This window comes from Dokdonella fugitiva (assembly GCF_004342425.1).
Lineage (GTDB): Bacteria > Pseudomonadota > Gammaproteobacteria > Xanthomonadales > Rhodanobacteraceae > Dokdonella_A > Dokdonella_A fugitiva.
Genome location: NZ_SLWQ01000002.1, coordinates 541,328 through 554,154, shown reverse-complemented (window position 1 = coordinate 554,154; position 12,827 = coordinate 541,328). Strand labels below are relative to the sequence as shown.

15 protein-coding genes are annotated in these 12,827 nt (G+C 68.8%); 2 read left to right on the top strand and 13 right to left on the bottom strand.

The window, feature by feature from the left end:
* Positions 1-75: 75 nt before the first annotated feature.
* The 8 genes from EV148_RS06780 to EV148_RS06745 form a co-directional block, all read right to left on the bottom strand.
* Entirely contained in the window at positions 76-531 is a 456-nt protein-coding gene (locus EV148_RS06780) for a PTS sugar transporter subunit IIA (RefSeq protein ID WP_131995396.1), read from the bottom strand.
* 31 nt (positions 532-562) lie between these two features.
* Positions 563-883: a ribosome hibernation-promoting factor, HPF/YfiA family gene (gene hpf / locus EV148_RS06775; protein WP_131995393.1), complete on the bottom strand. Its 321-nt coding sequence runs from the start codon at positions 881-883 to the stop codon at positions 563-565.
* 158 nt (positions 884-1,041) lie between these two features.
* Positions 1,042-2,463 carry an RNA polymerase factor sigma-54 gene (locus EV148_RS06770; RefSeq protein WP_131995390.1) on the bottom strand — a complete coding sequence of 474 codons (1,422 nt, stop codon included), beginning with the start codon at positions 2,461-2,463 and terminating at the stop codon, positions 1,042-1,044.
* Positions 2,464-2,619: 156 nt separating this feature from the next.
* The gene (lptB, locus tag EV148_RS06765; protein ID WP_131995387.1) at positions 2,620-3,339 is read right to left on the bottom strand and encodes an LPS export ABC transporter ATP-binding protein; all 720 of its coding nucleotides are present in this window, start codon (positions 3,337-3,339) and stop codon (positions 2,620-2,622) included.
* Entirely contained in the window at positions 3,339-3,962 is a 624-nt protein-coding gene (gene lptA, locus EV148_RS06760) for a lipopolysaccharide transport periplasmic protein LptA (RefSeq protein ID WP_131995384.1), read from the bottom strand. The genes lptB and lptA overlap by 1 nt, the downstream gene beginning before the upstream one ends.
* Positions 3,913-4,497: an LPS export ABC transporter periplasmic protein LptC gene (gene lptC / locus EV148_RS06755; RefSeq protein WP_131995381.1), complete on the bottom strand. Its 585-nt coding sequence runs from the start codon at positions 4,495-4,497 to the stop codon at positions 3,913-3,915. Before lptC ends, lptA begins: the two co-directional genes overlap by 50 nt.
* A 6-nt stretch (positions 4,498-4,503) precedes the next feature.
* Positions 4,504-5,046 carry a KdsC family phosphatase gene (locus EV148_RS06750; RefSeq protein ID WP_131995378.1) on the bottom strand — a complete coding sequence of 181 codons (543 nt, stop codon included), beginning with the start codon at positions 5,044-5,046 and terminating at the stop codon, positions 4,504-4,506.
* An 84-nt stretch (positions 5,047-5,130) separates the two neighbouring features.
* Complete coding sequence (locus tag EV148_RS06745) at positions 5,131-6,144, bottom strand: KpsF/GutQ family sugar-phosphate isomerase (RefSeq protein ID WP_425479846.1); 1,014 nt, start codon at positions 6,142-6,144, stop codon at positions 5,131-5,133.
* Positions 6,145-6,364: 220 nt separating this feature from the next.
* Here EV148_RS06745 and EV148_RS06740 point away from each other — a divergent pair, with 220 nt between their 5' ends.
* Positions 6,365-6,604 carry a BolA family protein gene (locus EV148_RS06740; RefSeq protein ID WP_131995375.1) on the top strand — a complete coding sequence of 80 codons (240 nt, stop codon included), beginning with the start codon at positions 6,365-6,367 and terminating at the stop codon, positions 6,602-6,604.
* A 123-nt stretch (positions 6,605-6,727) separates the two neighbouring features.
* Positions 6,728-7,987: a UDP-N-acetylglucosamine 1-carboxyvinyltransferase gene (gene murA / locus EV148_RS06735; protein ID WP_131995372.1), complete on the top strand. Its 1,260-nt coding sequence runs from the start codon at positions 6,728-6,730 to the stop codon at positions 7,985-7,987.
* A 207-nt stretch (positions 7,988-8,194) separates the two neighbouring features.
* On the opposite strand, the gene EV148_RS06730 is transcribed toward murA, so the two are convergent.
* From EV148_RS06730 to purM, 5 genes are all read right to left on the bottom strand, one after another.
* On the bottom strand, positions 8,195-9,292 hold the full coding sequence (locus tag EV148_RS06730) for a hypothetical protein (protein WP_131995369.1): 1,098 nt from the start codon (positions 9,290-9,292) through the stop codon (positions 8,195-8,197).
* A complete protein-coding gene (locus tag EV148_RS06725) occupies positions 9,276-9,833 on the bottom strand; it encodes a hypothetical protein (RefSeq protein WP_131995366.1) in 558 nt (185 codons plus the stop codon). Before EV148_RS06725 ends, EV148_RS06730 begins: the two co-directional genes overlap by 17 nt.
* A 149-nt stretch (positions 9,834-9,982) precedes the next feature.
* Positions 9,983-10,693 carry a DUF3108 domain-containing protein gene (locus EV148_RS06720; protein WP_158287354.1) on the bottom strand — a complete coding sequence of 237 codons (711 nt, stop codon included), beginning with the start codon at positions 10,691-10,693 and terminating at the stop codon, positions 9,983-9,985.
* Positions 10,694-10,971: 278 nt separating this feature from the next.
* Entirely contained in the window at positions 10,972-11,652 is a 681-nt protein-coding gene (gene purN, locus EV148_RS06715; RefSeq protein ID WP_131995360.1) for a phosphoribosylglycinamide formyltransferase, read from the bottom strand.
* A 111-nt stretch (positions 11,653-11,763) separates the two neighbouring features.
* The gene (gene purM, locus EV148_RS06710) at positions 11,764-12,816 is read right to left on the bottom strand and encodes a phosphoribosylformylglycinamidine cyclo-ligase (protein WP_131995357.1); all 1,053 of its coding nucleotides are present in this window, start codon (positions 12,814-12,816) and stop codon (positions 11,764-11,766) included.
* Positions 12,817-12,827 lie beyond the last annotated feature (11 nt).

Sequence of the window (12,827 nt, the reverse complement as noted above, 5' to 3'; positions counted from 1 at the left end):
TTGCAACGCGGCCCGCAGCCGCAGGGCGGATCAAGCCGCGGAGCGGGGATCGGCGCTGCCTCGGGGCCTCTGCCCTCAGCCCTCGGCCCTCAGCCCTCGCTCCAGCACCTCGCGCAAGGTCGCCGCGTCCGGCGCCGCGCGCAGCTCGGCCGTGATCGCCTCGTCCGAGAACAGCTCGGCGAGCTCGGCGAGCAACTTGAGGTGCTGGTCGGTGAAATGGGCCGGCACGAGCAGCGCGGCGACGAGGTCGACCGCGCGCCCGTCGTCGGCGCTGAAATCGACCGGGGTGGCGAGGCGCACGAAGGCCGCGCGCGCCTCGTCGATCTTCGCGCTGCGGCCGTGTGGAATCGCCACGCCGTGGCCGAGGCCAGTGCTGCCGAGGCGCTCGCGCGCGGCGAGCGCCTCGCGTGCGACCGCAGGATCCACGCCGTCGGAGAGCAGCCGTGCGAGCTGCTCGATCAGTTCGCCCTTGTCGGCCGCGGCAAGGTCGGTCCGCACCCGCTCGGCGGGCAGCAAGTCGAGGAATGGCATGGGCGGGCGCGGAATCCGTTGCGGATGAAACTCAACTGTACCGCGTCGCGCGCACGGTGTCCGCGTGGTGGTCGGTCAGCTTCTCCTTGTGCTTGCGCAGTTGCGTCTCGACCTTGTCGACCAGTGCGTCGATCGCCGCGTACATGTCGGGCGCGGTCGCGTCCGCATGCAGGGTCTTGCCCGAGAGCTGCATCGTCACCTCGGCCTTGTGCAGCAGCTTCTCGATGCCGAGCACGACCGTGACGTCATGCAGCTGGTCGAAGACGCGCGTGACGCGCTCGAACTTGCCGGCGGCGTAATCGCGCAACGCGGCGGTGACTTCGACCTGGTGGCCCTTGACGTTGATCTGCATGACTGGCTCCTCATGGACGGGCACGGCGACGCCGGGCCCCGAATAGAACACCGCGCGTCGCTCGGGCGTGCGGCTCCATCATTCGACACTTCATACGTTGCCTGCGTTCCCTCCGTCGTTTCGCCGCTGCCAATGCGGAATGTGGTGGTGCCGCGCGTTCATCCAAGCCGGCTGCGGTCGTTCGATGAGGGAATGTTCATCGCCTCGCGGTACTTCGCCACCGTGCGCCGCGCGACGTTGATGCCGCGGCGGTTCAGCTCGGTCGCGAGCAGCTGGTCGGACAACGGCCGTGTCGCGTGCTCCTCGTCGATGAGGCGCTTGATCATCGCCTGGATCGCGGTCGCCGAGGCGGCGCCGCCGTCGACGGTGCCGACGCCGCTCGAGAAGAAATACTTGAATTCGAACGTACCACGCGGCGTGTGCAGGAACTTGCGCGTGGTCACGCGGCTGATCGTCGATTCGTGCATGCCGATCTCGTCGGCGACGTCCTTGAGCACGAGCGGGCGCATCGCTTCCGGGCCGAACTCGAGGAACGCCTCCTGCGCGCGCACGATCGCGCCGGCGACCTTGAGCATCGTTTCGGCGCGCGTCTTGAGGCTCTTGATGAGCCAGCGCGCCTCCTGCAACTGGCCCTTGAGGTAACTCGCGTCCTCCCGGCGCGCCTTCGCGATCAGGCTCGCGTAGTGTTCGTTGATGCCCAGGCGCGGCTGGCAGCCCGGTGCGAGCGCGACCTGCCAGCGGCCGCCGACCTTGCGCGCGTACGCGTCGGGCGCGACGTATTCGGCATTCGTGCTCGCGAAGGCGCCGCCGGGCTTGGGCACGAGCGAGCGGATCAGCGCGAGCGCGGTTTCGAACTCCGCCTCGTCGGTCTGCAGGCGCTGGCAGATGCGCGCGCGATCCTGCCGGGCGAGCGCTTCGAGATGATCGGCGACGAGCAGTTGCGCCAGCGACAGGCCCGGCGTCTGCACGTCGAACGCATCCAGCTGCACGGCGAGGCATTCGCGCAGGTTGCGGCTGGCGACGCCGACCGGATCGAAGTGCTGCACGCGGTGGCGCACCGATTCGATTTCCTCGGAGGTCACGGTGTACAGCGCGGCGAGCGCGTCGCGGATCGTGTCGTCGCTCTCGGCGAGATAGCCGTCGTCGTCGACCGCCTCGATGATCGCAGTGGCGATCGCACGGTCACGCGGCGACATCGGCGTGAGGTTGAGCTGCCAGAGCAGGTGGTCGCGCAGGTCCTCGATCTCGGCGTCCTGCGGCTCGAGGCCGTCCTCGTCGCCCGAGCCGCTGCCGCGGTAGTCGGTCGGATCGGGTTCGAGGTCGAGGTCGAGCGGCTCGTCCGCTTCGGCGGAATCGGCCGACTCGGCGGGCGCCTCGTCGACCGCGTCGAGGCCTTCGCCGTCGCCGTCCTCGCCTTCGCCACCGTCCTCGGCCATGTCGAGCAGCGGGTTCGATTCGAGCGCGGTGTTCAGCTCCAGCTCCAGCTCCATGCGCGACAGCTGCAGCAGCCTGATCGCCTGTTGCAGCTGCGGCGTCAGGGCCAGCGACTGGCCGAGGCGGAGTTGGAGAGCGGGTTTCATGCCGAAAACGTGCCAAGTGGCGTTTCGGTCATCCTAGCGCCAAAGATCCGCCGAGGGCAGGGCTTGACGTGGCGCCGCGACCGGCGGAACCTCATCCGAATCGTTGCCCGTATCCGGCCGTGTCCGCGTCCGCGCGCCGCCGCCCGGGCGGACCGCTCACATGCGGAATTCGCGTCCCAGGTAGACCTCGCGCACCTGCTCGTTGGCGAGGATTTCCGCCGGCGTGCCCTGCGCGAGCACGCTGCCTTCGCTCATGATGTACGCGCGCTCGCAGATGCCGAGCGTCTCGCGCACGTTGTGGTCGGTGATAAGGATGCCGATGCCGCGCGACTTGAGCTGGCGCACGATGCGCTGGATGTCGACGACGGAGATCGGATCGATGCCCGCGAAGGGCTCGTCGAGCAGCATGTAGCGCGGCTTGGCCGCGAGCGCGCGCGCGATCTCGACGCGGCGGCGCTCGCCACCGGACAGGCTGATGCCCTTCTGGCCGGCGATGTGGCCGATCTGCAGGTCGTCCAGCAGCGCCTCGAGCTCGGCCTGGCGGCCGGCCTGGCCGAGGTCGTCGCGCAGCTCGAGGATCGCGAGGATGTTGTCCGCCACGCTCAGGCGCCGGAACACCGACGGTTCCTGCGGCAGGTAGCCCACGCCGAGGCGCGCGCGCGCGTGCATCGGCAGCGCGGTCACGTCGCGGTCGTCGACGCGGATCGAGCCGGTCTCCGCGGCGACGAGGCCGACGATCATGTAGAACGACGTGGTCTTGCCGGCGCCGTTTGGTCCGAGCAGGCCGACGATCTCGCCTTGGCGCAGGTGGAACGCGAAATCGCGCACGACGGCGCGGCCGCGGAAGCTCTTGCGCAGGCCCGACGCACTCAGCATCAGAGCGGCGCGCCCGGTTCGCCGGCGGGCTTCGCTTCCGGCTGCGCATCGGCGGGCTTCGCAGCGCCCGATTTGGCCTTCGGCTGCAGGATGATGTGCGCGCGGCTGCTGCCGCTCGCGTCGCCGCTTTCCATCTCGCCGGTGTTGGTGTTGTAGGTCATCTTCTCGCCGTGGAATTCACCGCGGCCCGACTGCACGACCTTCACGTTGCCGGTCAGCACCGCGATGCTCGTCTGGTTGTCGAAGTCGATCTGGTCGGCGTCGGCGGTCATCGTGCCGCCGCCGTCCTGCTGCTGCTCGACGTGCGCCTGCTTGCCCTTCATGACCACGCGCAGCACGTCGCCGTTCGACTTCTGGTGGATCGTCGCCTCGGCCGCGCTCGCCTTCATCGTGCCCTGCACGACGCGCACGTTGCCGCGCAGGTAGGTCGTGCCGGGCTGCTTGTCCCGGCCCTGGTTGATCTTCGAGTAGTCGGCCGTGACGTCCATCGGCTTGTCGCGGTCGGTGCCGAGCGCGTGCGCCGCGGGGAGCGCCGCGCAGGCGAGCAGGGCGGCGCACAGGCGCCGCAGGTGGTCATTGCGCGCCGTCGCGCGCGTGCCTCGATTGCAGGGTCGAACGGACATCGGAGAGGAGCTCCAGGGTCTTGTCGTTGAGGTCGCCACGAAGGCCGATGCCTTGCAGTATAGAGCCGGGCTGGTTGATCGTCGCCGCCGCCGCGGTTTCCATCTTCTTGTCCCTGGGCCAGGTCGTGAGGTCGCTCGTGACGACGTCGACCGGCTCGGACGTGTCGTCGCCCGCGCGATGCATCTCGACGTGGCCGAGCAGCTTCATGATCGTGCCGTCCTTGTTGACCCACGCCGAATCGGATTTGCCCGTCCATGGATGGCCGGCGCCGTCGACGAGCCGGTAGTCGGGCGCGTCGACGAAGATCGAACCATCGTCGCCGCGGCGCGCGAGGCGCGGGCCGCTGACCTGGAACGTGCGCTTGCCTTCGCCGTCGAGCGCATCGAGCGTGAATTCGCTCAGCGTGTAGTCCGAGCGCGGCGGCCCGGCGAAGGTCTGTTCGTTGGTGCGGTCGCGCACGAGCCAGAGCAGTGCCTCGGTGCCCACGACGAGCAGGCCGAGCACGAACACGATCGCCCAGTAGCGACGCTCCATCGTCGGTCAGCGCAGGAACGCGGCGAGCTCGGTCTCGGCGCGACCCTGCGCGCCGAGCAGCAGGTCACACACCTCGCGCGCGGCGCCATTGCCGCCGGCCAGGCGCGTGCGCCAGTGCGCTCGCTCGCGCACCCACGGATGCGCATTGGCCACCGCGATCGCGAGGCCGACCTTCTGCATCGGCGCGAGGTCGGGCAGGTCGTCGCCGGTGTAGGCGACCTGGCTCGCGTCGAGCTTGAGCGCGTGCAGCAGCTCGTCGAGGCAGGCGCGCTTGTCCTGCTGGTCCTGGTAGACGTGCGCGACGCCGAGCGTGGCCATGCGTTCGGTCACGACGTGGCTCATCCGCGACGTGATCACCGCGACCTCGATGCCGTTGGCGAGCAGGCGCTTGAAACCGAGCCCGTCGAGCACGTGGAACGCCTTGATCTCGTGCCCGTCGGCGGCGAAGAACAACTTGCCGTCGGTAAGAACGCCGTCGACGTCGAACACGGCGAGCTTCACGCGCGCGGCGCGGTCGCGGATGTCGGCGGGGAGGTCGTTGGGGAGCATGCGTGGAACGCTGGGAAGGGGAATGGGGAATGGGGAATGGGGAATGGGGACGATTCTCTATTCTCCATTCCCCATTCCCGGCTCTTACACCACCCTCGCCCGCAACAAGTCGTGGATATTGAGCGCGCCGACGACGCGGTTGTCCGTGTCGACGACGAGCAGCGCGTGGATCTTGTGCGCTTCCATGAGCTGCGCGGCTTCGACGGCGAGCTTGTCGGCGGTGATCGTCTTCGGCTGCGGGGTCATCAGGCGCATGACCGGCGTCGTGCGCAGGTCGATGTCGTCGTCGTCGACCGCGCGGCGCAGGTCGCCGTCCGTGAACACGCCGAGCAGGCGCTGGTCGGCCGGATCGACGATCGCGGTCATGCCGAGGCCCTTGCGCGTCATTTCGACGAGCGCTTCGGTCAGCGTGACGTCGGGGCCGACGGTCGGGATCTGGCCGTCGCGGTGCATGACGTCACTGATCTTGAGCAGCAATTGGCGGCCGAGGCTGCCGGCCGGGTGCGAGCGCGCGAAGTCCTCGTCGGTGAAGCCGCGCGCTTCGAGCAGCGCGATCGCGAGCGCGTCGCCCATGACGAGCGCGGCGGTCGTGCTCGAGGTGGGCGCGAGACCGAGCGGGCAGGCTTCGGCCGGCACGCTCGTGTCGAGGTGCACGTCGGCGAGGCGCGCGAGCGAGGAACCGTTGTTGCCGCTCATCGCGATCAGCGGGATGCCCTGGCGCTTGATCAGCGGCAGGATCGTCAGCAGCTCGTCGGTCTCGCCCGAATTGCTGAGCGCGAGCACGACGTCCTTCTGCGTGATCATGCCGAGGTCGCCGTGGCTCGCTTCGCCCGGGTGGACGAAGAACGCGGGCGTGCCGGTCGAGGCGAGCGTCGCGGCGATCTTGCGCGCGATGTGGCCCGACTTGCCCATGCCCGAGACGACCACGCGCCCGTTGCATTCGAACATGAGCTGGCAGGCGCGCAGGAAATTGGCGTCGATGCGCCCGTGCAGCGCCTCGATCGCCTGCGCCTCGGTCGCGATCACGGCCTGGGCGCTGCGCACGAGGGCGGTCGCGTCGAGCAGCGGGTTGCTCAGGGGGCGGGCGGCGGCAAGCATCGAAGCGTTCATCGTGGCGAGATGGAGGGCTGCATAGGCGTGGAAGATGTCGGGATTTCTGCGCTGCCCAAGGATTTTGAGTACCATGCGCCGCCTCCATTGTAGCCGCTTCCCCGCCGGGATGGTCCGGCAGGCCGGCTACAGGACGGGTCATGCGGCCACAGCGTCGCAGCCGGCCGCCGCCCACCCCGCCCACCGATCGCCCGAGGAAACGCAGAAGATGGACAGTTCCACCGTGCAGAGTCTGATCCAGCAGGGCATGCCGGAGGCGAAAGTCGAGGTGCACGGTCCGGACGGCGTGCATTTCGAGGCGCTCGTGGTCAGCCCGGCCTTCGCCGGCAAACTGCCGCTGGCGCGCCACCGCATGGTCTACGCGACGCTCGGCGACCTCATGGGCGGCGCGATCCACGCGCTGTCGTTGCGGACGTTGACGCCCGAAGAAGCGGGGAATGGGGAATAGGGAATAGGGAATGGGGACAAGGAGTCGCACTCTACTCCCTGCCGCTTTCCCCATTCCCCATTCCCCATTCCCAATTCCCAGTTCCCAATTCCCAATTCCCATTCCCCTCTCGATTCCCGGACCATGGCAAAAATCGTGATCAACGGGGGCCAACCCCTCAACGGCGACGTGTGGATTTCCGGCGCCAAGAACGCCGTGCTGCCGATCCTCGCCGCGACCCTGCTCGCCGACGGCCCGGTCACGATCAGCAATGTGCCCCACCTGCACGACGTCACCACGACGATGGAGCTGCTCGGCCAGATGGGCGTCGAGCTCGTCATCGACGAGCGCATGAAGATCCACGTCGACCCGCGTCCGGCGCGCCACTATTTCGCGCCGTACGACCTGGTCAAGACGATGCGCGCGTCGATCCTCGTGCTCGGCCCGCTGGTCGCGCGCTTCGGCGAAGCGGTCGTCTCGCTGCCGGGCGGCTGCGCGATCGGCTCACGCCCGGTCGACCTGCACCTGCGCGGCCTGCAGGCACTCGGCGCCGAGGTCAGCGTCGAGGCCGGCTACATCAAGGCGCGCGCGAAACGCCTGAAAGGCGCGCGCATCAACATGGACCTCGTCACCGTCACCGGCACCGAAAACCTCATGATGGCCGCCGTCCTCGCCCAGGGCACCACGATCATCGAGAACGCGGCGCAGGAGCCCGAAGTCGTCGATCTCGCCAACTGCCTCAACTCGATGGGCGCGAGGATCAGCGGCGCAGGCACCGCCACGCTCGTCATCGACGGGGTCGAGCGCCTGTCCGGAACCACCTACGAGGTGTTGCCCGACCGCATCGAGACCGGCACCTTCCTCGTCGCCGGCGCGATCACCGGCGGCAAGGTCACGGCCAAGCACGCGCGACCGAAGACGCTCGACGCGGTGCTGGCCAAGCTCGAGGATGCCGGCGCCCACCTCAATACCGGCGAGGACTGGATCGAGCTCGACATGCGCGGACGCCGGCCGAAGGCGGTCAACGTCACGACCGCGCCGTATCCGGCGTTCCCGACCGACATGCAGGCGCAGTTCACCGCGCTCAACTGCGTCGCCGAAGGCGTCGGCATCATCACCGAGACGGTGTTCGAGAACCGCTTCATGCACGCGCTCGAACTGCAGCGCCTCGGCGCCGACATCCAGCTCGAAGGCAACAGCGCGATCATCAAGGGCGTCGAGAAGATGTCCGGCGCGCCGATGATGGCGACCGACCTGCGCGCATCCGCCTCGCTCGTACTCGCCGGCCTTGTCGCCAGCGGCGACACGATGATCGACCGCATCTATCACATCGACCGCGGCTACGAGAACATCGAGGAAAAACTCGGTGGGCTCGGAGCGCATATCCGCCGTCTGCCGGCATGACCAGGTTGCGGCGCGTTTGTGGGAGCGGCGCAGGCCGCGATGCTTTGGCTTGATCCAGCCTACGAACCTGCATTGCTCGCCATCGACGTCATTCCCGCGAAGGCGGGAATCCATTTTGCTCGTGCTCGAAGCCGCGGATTCCCGCGTCCGCGGGAGTCGTGGTGATCGCGCCATCGCACCGGCGGCACGCGCCGCGCGCGTACCGCCCTACTGGATCTCGGCGGAGACGAGCCGCCCACGCTCGTCGTACTCGACGTTGCCGTAGCCGCGGTCGTCCTCGAGCTTGATGTACACATGTGGCTTGCCGCAAAACCCGCTGCGGCGGACCGCGGCGTCCTTGACCTCGGCCTGCGGCATCGACGGGATCTGCGCGGGCGCCTCGGCGATGAGGTCGGCCAGTTGCGCGAGCGGGAAATCGGCGCTCGCGAACGGCTTGTTGCAGTCGAACGGGATCGTGTCGTCCTCGCGCCAGAGCTTGATCGCGCCGTCGTCGCCGACGAGCCAGGTCGACACGCGCTTGCGGTTCGCGGGCTGGTAGACGTCGAGCGAGAGCTGCGTGTGGCCGATGCTGATGTGCCTGAAGCCGAGCGGCGCGCCGACCTCGGCCTGCACGCGCGCGAGATCAGCCTCGATGCCGAGCAGGAAGTCGCGCGTGCGGCCGTCACCCGCGACCGTCTTCGGCGGAGGCTTCGGTGCAGCCGGCGTCACCTTCGCGCCACCGGCGAGGAGCCTGGTGACGTCGACCTTGCGCCAGCCGTCCTCGTGCATCTCCTGCGCCTTCGGCAACGTGCCGTCGGGCGTCCACGTAACCTGCAGCATTGCATCGTCGTCGGCATCGCTGGTAAGGATCGCGCGCCAGCCGAAGTCGCGGCAGAAGATGTCCGCGCCGAGCGAAATGCTTTCGGGCGTCTTGTAGCCATTGGCGGCCGCGATCGTGCGCGCCTGCGCGAGCGCGCGCGCGCCGGCATCGAGGTCGAGCGCGGCGAACGGGATCTTCCTGCGGCAATCGATGTCGCCGACCTTCTTCGGCCGGCCCGGTTCGAGCGGCTGGCCCGGCACCGCCGCGAACTCGTCGTACTCGTCCGGTGCGGCGACGTTCTGCACCAGCGCCCGCGCGTAGTGCTCGCCGAGGTCGAAGGCCAGCACGTCGGCGGGATGGCCGATGCGCTCGGCGAACGCGGCCTTCAGCGCCGCGGTCGCCTCGAGCGGATGCACGGGCGCGACCGGCGCATCCGAGGCCGCGGCATGCAGGCTGCACAGCGTGGCGAGCGCGATGCCGTGGCGAAGCTCAGTCCTTGTCGACATCGAGCACCCTCCCTTTCAGGTCGAACTCGACGCGGCCGTCATGGCGCGGACCGTCCAGCGCGAACGTCCAGATCGGCGTGTCGGTCACCGAGAAGAACCCACTCGAGTCGCCGCGTTCGAGCTTGATGTAGACGACGCGCGCATCGGGAAGGCCGAGCTTCGCGCGTGCGGTCGCGAGCATCGCGGGCAGGCGCGGGAAATCGATCATGGTCAGCTCGATCACGTGGTAGTCGAGCGCAGCGACCGACGGGTAGTGGTCGAACTTCACCGGGATCGGCCCGTCGATGCGGCCGTGATCGTACTCCCAGCTGTCGACGAGGTCGGGATGCGCCTGCTGCTGGATCCACAGGTCGACCTTGCCGTCCCGATCCATCTCGAGCTTGTACACCTTCACCGGCGCACCGACCTTGCCGATGAGCTGCTGCAGGAAATCGGCCAGGTTCGGCCAGCCGTAGTCGGCGGCGGCCGGTTCGGCCCCCGCGCCGGCCACCATGAGGCCCACGCCTAGCGCGAGCAGGATCTTCGCCAGCGTCTTCGCCATCGCACGTTCTCCCCGCGCTGCAACAGCGACGCCAGCATACGCTGGCTCGCCTGCCTCTGGGAAAAACGCAAGAACCTGCACGGACCGACAGCCGCCCGGCGGGGCAAAGAGGTGCCCCGGCGAAAGCCCGGAGCCGGGAACCGTCGCGCCTAGCGCACCGCAACCAGGCGCAACGTGACCGTATCGCCCTTCTTCTCGGTTTGCTCGATCTCGACCGGGAGCCAGCCGAGCGATTCGGCGAACCAGCTGCGCGCGACGCGCTTGCGGTCCTCGCCGGGCTCGCCGTCGCGCTGCATGAGCTGCGCCCGGTATTCGCCCGCGGGCACCTTGCGCGACTCGACCGCTCCGCGCACGTAGCGCATCGTCTCCACGCGGTCCTTCACCGCGACCGGATACTCGAACGTGCCCGCGCCGTGCACGAGGTCGCTCGCCAGCGCGAGCGTCACCGACTGGCGATCGATCAGGCCCGGCACGGTCGCGTAATGGTAGTCCTTGCCGCCTTCGCTCACCGAGACCGAGCCCGCCTGCCAGTCGAACGCCGCATGCCGCGTGCGCTGCTTGAACGTGCCTTCCTGCTTGTAGTCGTAGGCGAGCGCCTCGGGCCGCCCATCCTTCCAGCGGAAGCGCGAGGTCTCGACGATATGGATGCCCGCGAGCCTGGCCAGCCCCGAGGTCCCGCGCGTCTCGCTGCAAAGCGTCCAACTGCCGTCGCCGTTGTCGGCAAGCTCGAGCGTGGTCCGGCCGACTTCGTCGCCATTGCGCAGGGTCGCGTACTCGGCACGGAACGGCTTGATCGCATCGGCCGCGAACGAAGGGGCGGCGAAGGCGAACAGGAGCGCGGCAACGAACGGAATCTTCATGGTCATGTTCACGACGACGGGACGTCGCAGTATCGGCGCTCGTGCCTGAACGAAGCGTGCAGGCGGAAGATTGAAACACGAAGGACACGAAGGAAAAACCAAGGGGTTTCAGGGATTGAAACAACACGAGGCAGCCGGAGTAAAACCATTCCGGACACGAAAGCTGTTCCTTGCCTTGCTCTTCTCCGTGTGCCCCATGCGCTCCGTCTTCCAGGCCTTTCCCTGGTCCTGCTTTTCCCTCGTGTCCTTGGTCCGGGCTTTCCGCTTTGCCGCCGGCCTCAGTCCACCACCGGCAAGTCGGTGCCGAGGCGGAGCGGGGCGCCGAGCGCGGTGCCATCGAGGCGGACCCGGGTGCCGTCGAGGGCGATGCGGCCAGCGGCGATCAGGGCGACGACGGCGACGAGCAGGCGGTGTTCTTCGGCGAGCAGGCGTTCGGCGAGGATCTCGGGCGTGTCGCCAGCGTGGATGGGGATCTCGGCGCGCGCGATCGGCGGGCCGCCGTCGAGTTCGGCGGTCACGTAGTGCACGGTCGCGCCGTGCAGTGCGTCGCCGGCGTCGATCGCGCGCCGGTGCGTATGCAGGCCGGGGTACTTCGGCAGCAGCGAGGGATGGATGTTGACGATGCGCCCGGCCCACGGCTCGAGCACGGCCGGGTCGATGATGCGCATGAAGCCGGCCAGCACGATCAGCTGCGGATCCGCGACAGCGATGCGCGCGAACAGTTCGGCATCATAGGCGGCGCGCGTCGGTGCGGACTTCGGCGCGAGCGCGAGCGTCGGGATGCCGACCGCCTCCGCGCGCCGCAGCGCATGCGCATGCACCTTGTCGCTGGCGACGAGCACGAATTCGATCGGCAGCGTGCCCGCGCGCTGTGCATCGATCAGCGCCTGCAGGTTCGAGCCGCGCCCGGAGGCGAGCACGGCGACGCGCAGGGGGTGGGGTTGGGAGGCGAGCGTCATCGGAGTGCGTGCCGGGTTGTTTCCAGGCGGAGCAGGCAAGGCGTCGGCGCTGCCTCTCTTTCGTGGGAGCGGCGGAAGCCGCGATGCTCTCCAGCCCTCAGCCCCCGGTCCTCACGCAATATGCACCCTTTCGTCCCCCTGCTGCGCCTCGACTGCCCCGATCGTCCACGCGGTGAGCCCGAGCGCCTCGAGCGCGTCGAGTGTCATGCCGGCCTGGTCGCGCTGCACGATCAGCGTGAATCCGATGCCGCAGTTGAACGTGCGCAGCATTTCGTCGCGCGCGACGTTGCCTTCGCGCTGCAGCCAGTCGAACAGCGGCGGGAATTTCCAGGTCGCGCTGTCGAGCGCGATGCCGAGGCCGTCCGGCACGACGCGGATGATGTTTTCCTTGAGGCCGCCGCCGGTGATGTGCGCCATGCCGTGCAGCGTCTGCTGGCGCAGCAGGGCGAGGATCGGCTTGACGTAGATCGTGGTCGGCGCGAGCAGCGCGTCGCCGAGGCGCACGCCGCCGACGTCGAGGTCGAAGCCGCCGTTGTCGGGCGTGATCCCGGCGCGTGCGACGATCCTGCGGATCAGCGAGTAGCCATTGGAGTGCGCGCCGCTCGAGGCGATGCCGATGATCGCGTCGCCGGCCTGGATCTGCGAACCGTCGACCAGCGCGGACTTCTCGACCACGCCGACCGTGAAGCCCGCGAGGTCGTACTCGCCGGGCGGATACATGTCGGGCATCTCCGCGGTTTCGCCGCCGACGAGCGCGCAGCCGGCGAGCTCGCAGCCCTTGGCGATGCCGCCGACGACGCTGACCGTGGTGTCGACGTCGAGCTTGCCGGTCGCGAAGTAATCGAGGAAGAACAGCGGCTCCGCGCCCTGCACGAGCACGTCGTTGACGCACATGCCGACGAGGTCGATGCCGATCGTGTCGTGGCGGCCGAGCATCTGGGCGAGCTTGAGCTTGGTGCCGACGCCGTCGGTGCCTGAGACGAGCACGGGTTCGCGGTAGCGCCCGCCCAGTTCGAACAGCGCGCCGAAGCCGCCGAGGCCGGCCATGACTTCGGGGCGGAACGTGCGGCGCACGAGCGGCTTGATCCGCTCGACGACTTCGTTGCCGGCGTCGATGTCGACACCGGCGGCGCGGTAGCTCAGGGATTCGAGTTCGACGGGCATGACGGCGGGAG

Excerpts from the sequence above, each read along its gene's own strand:
- EV148_RS06750 (WP_131995378.1), bottom strand. The coding sequence starts at position 5,046 with ATGCTCCCCAACGACCTCCCCGCCGACATCCGCGACCGCGCCGCGCGC.
- hpf (WP_131995393.1), bottom strand. The coding sequence starts at position 883 with ATGCAGATCAACGTCAAGGGCCACCAGGTCGAAGTCACCGCCGCGTTG.
- EV148_RS06770 (WP_131995390.1), bottom strand. The coding sequence starts at position 2,463 with ATGAAACCCGCTCTCCAACTCCGCCTCGGCCAGTCGCTGGCCCTGACG.
- EV148_RS06745 (WP_425479846.1), bottom strand. The coding sequence starts at position 6,144 with ATGCTTGCCGCCGCCCGCCCCCTGAGCAACCCGCTGCTCGACGCGACC.
- EV148_RS06730 (WP_131995369.1), bottom strand. The coding sequence starts at position 9,292 with ATGTCGACAAGGACTGAGCTTCGCCACGGCATCGCGCTCGCCACGCTG.
- lptB (WP_131995387.1), bottom strand. The coding sequence starts at position 3,339 with ATGCTGAGTGCGTCGGGCCTGCGCAAGAGCTTCCGCGGCCGCGCCGTC.
- EV148_RS06740 (WP_131995375.1), top strand. The coding sequence starts at position 6,365 with ATGGACAGTTCCACCGTGCAGAGTCTGATCCAGCAGGGCATGCCGGAG.
- EV148_RS06780 (WP_131995396.1), bottom strand. The coding sequence starts at position 531 with ATGCCATTCCTCGACTTGCTGCCCGCCGAGCGGGTGCGGACCGACCTT.
- EV148_RS06725 (WP_131995366.1), bottom strand. The coding sequence starts at position 9,833 with ATGGCGAAGACGCTGGCGAAGATCCTGCTCGCGCTAGGCGTGGGCCTC.
- lptC (WP_131995381.1), bottom strand. The coding sequence starts at position 4,497 with ATGGAGCGTCGCTACTGGGCGATCGTGTTCGTGCTCGGCCTGCTCGTC.
- purN (WP_131995360.1), bottom strand. The coding sequence starts at position 11,652 with ATGACGCTCGCCTCCCAACCCCACCCCCTGCGCGTCGCCGTGCTCGCC.
- murA (WP_131995372.1), top strand. The coding sequence starts at position 6,728 with ATGGCAAAAATCGTGATCAACGGGGGCCAACCCCTCAACGGCGACGTG.
- lptA (WP_131995384.1), bottom strand. The coding sequence starts at position 3,962 with ATGTCCGTTCGACCCTGCAATCGAGGCACGCGCGCGACGGCGCGCAAT.
- EV148_RS06720 (WP_158287354.1), bottom strand. The coding sequence starts at position 10,693 with ATGAAGATTCCGTTCGTTGCCGCGCTCCTGTTCGCCTTCGCCGCCCCT.
- purM (WP_131995357.1), bottom strand. The coding sequence starts at position 12,816 with ATGCCCGTCGAACTCGAATCCCTGAGCTACCGCGCCGCCGGTGTCGAC.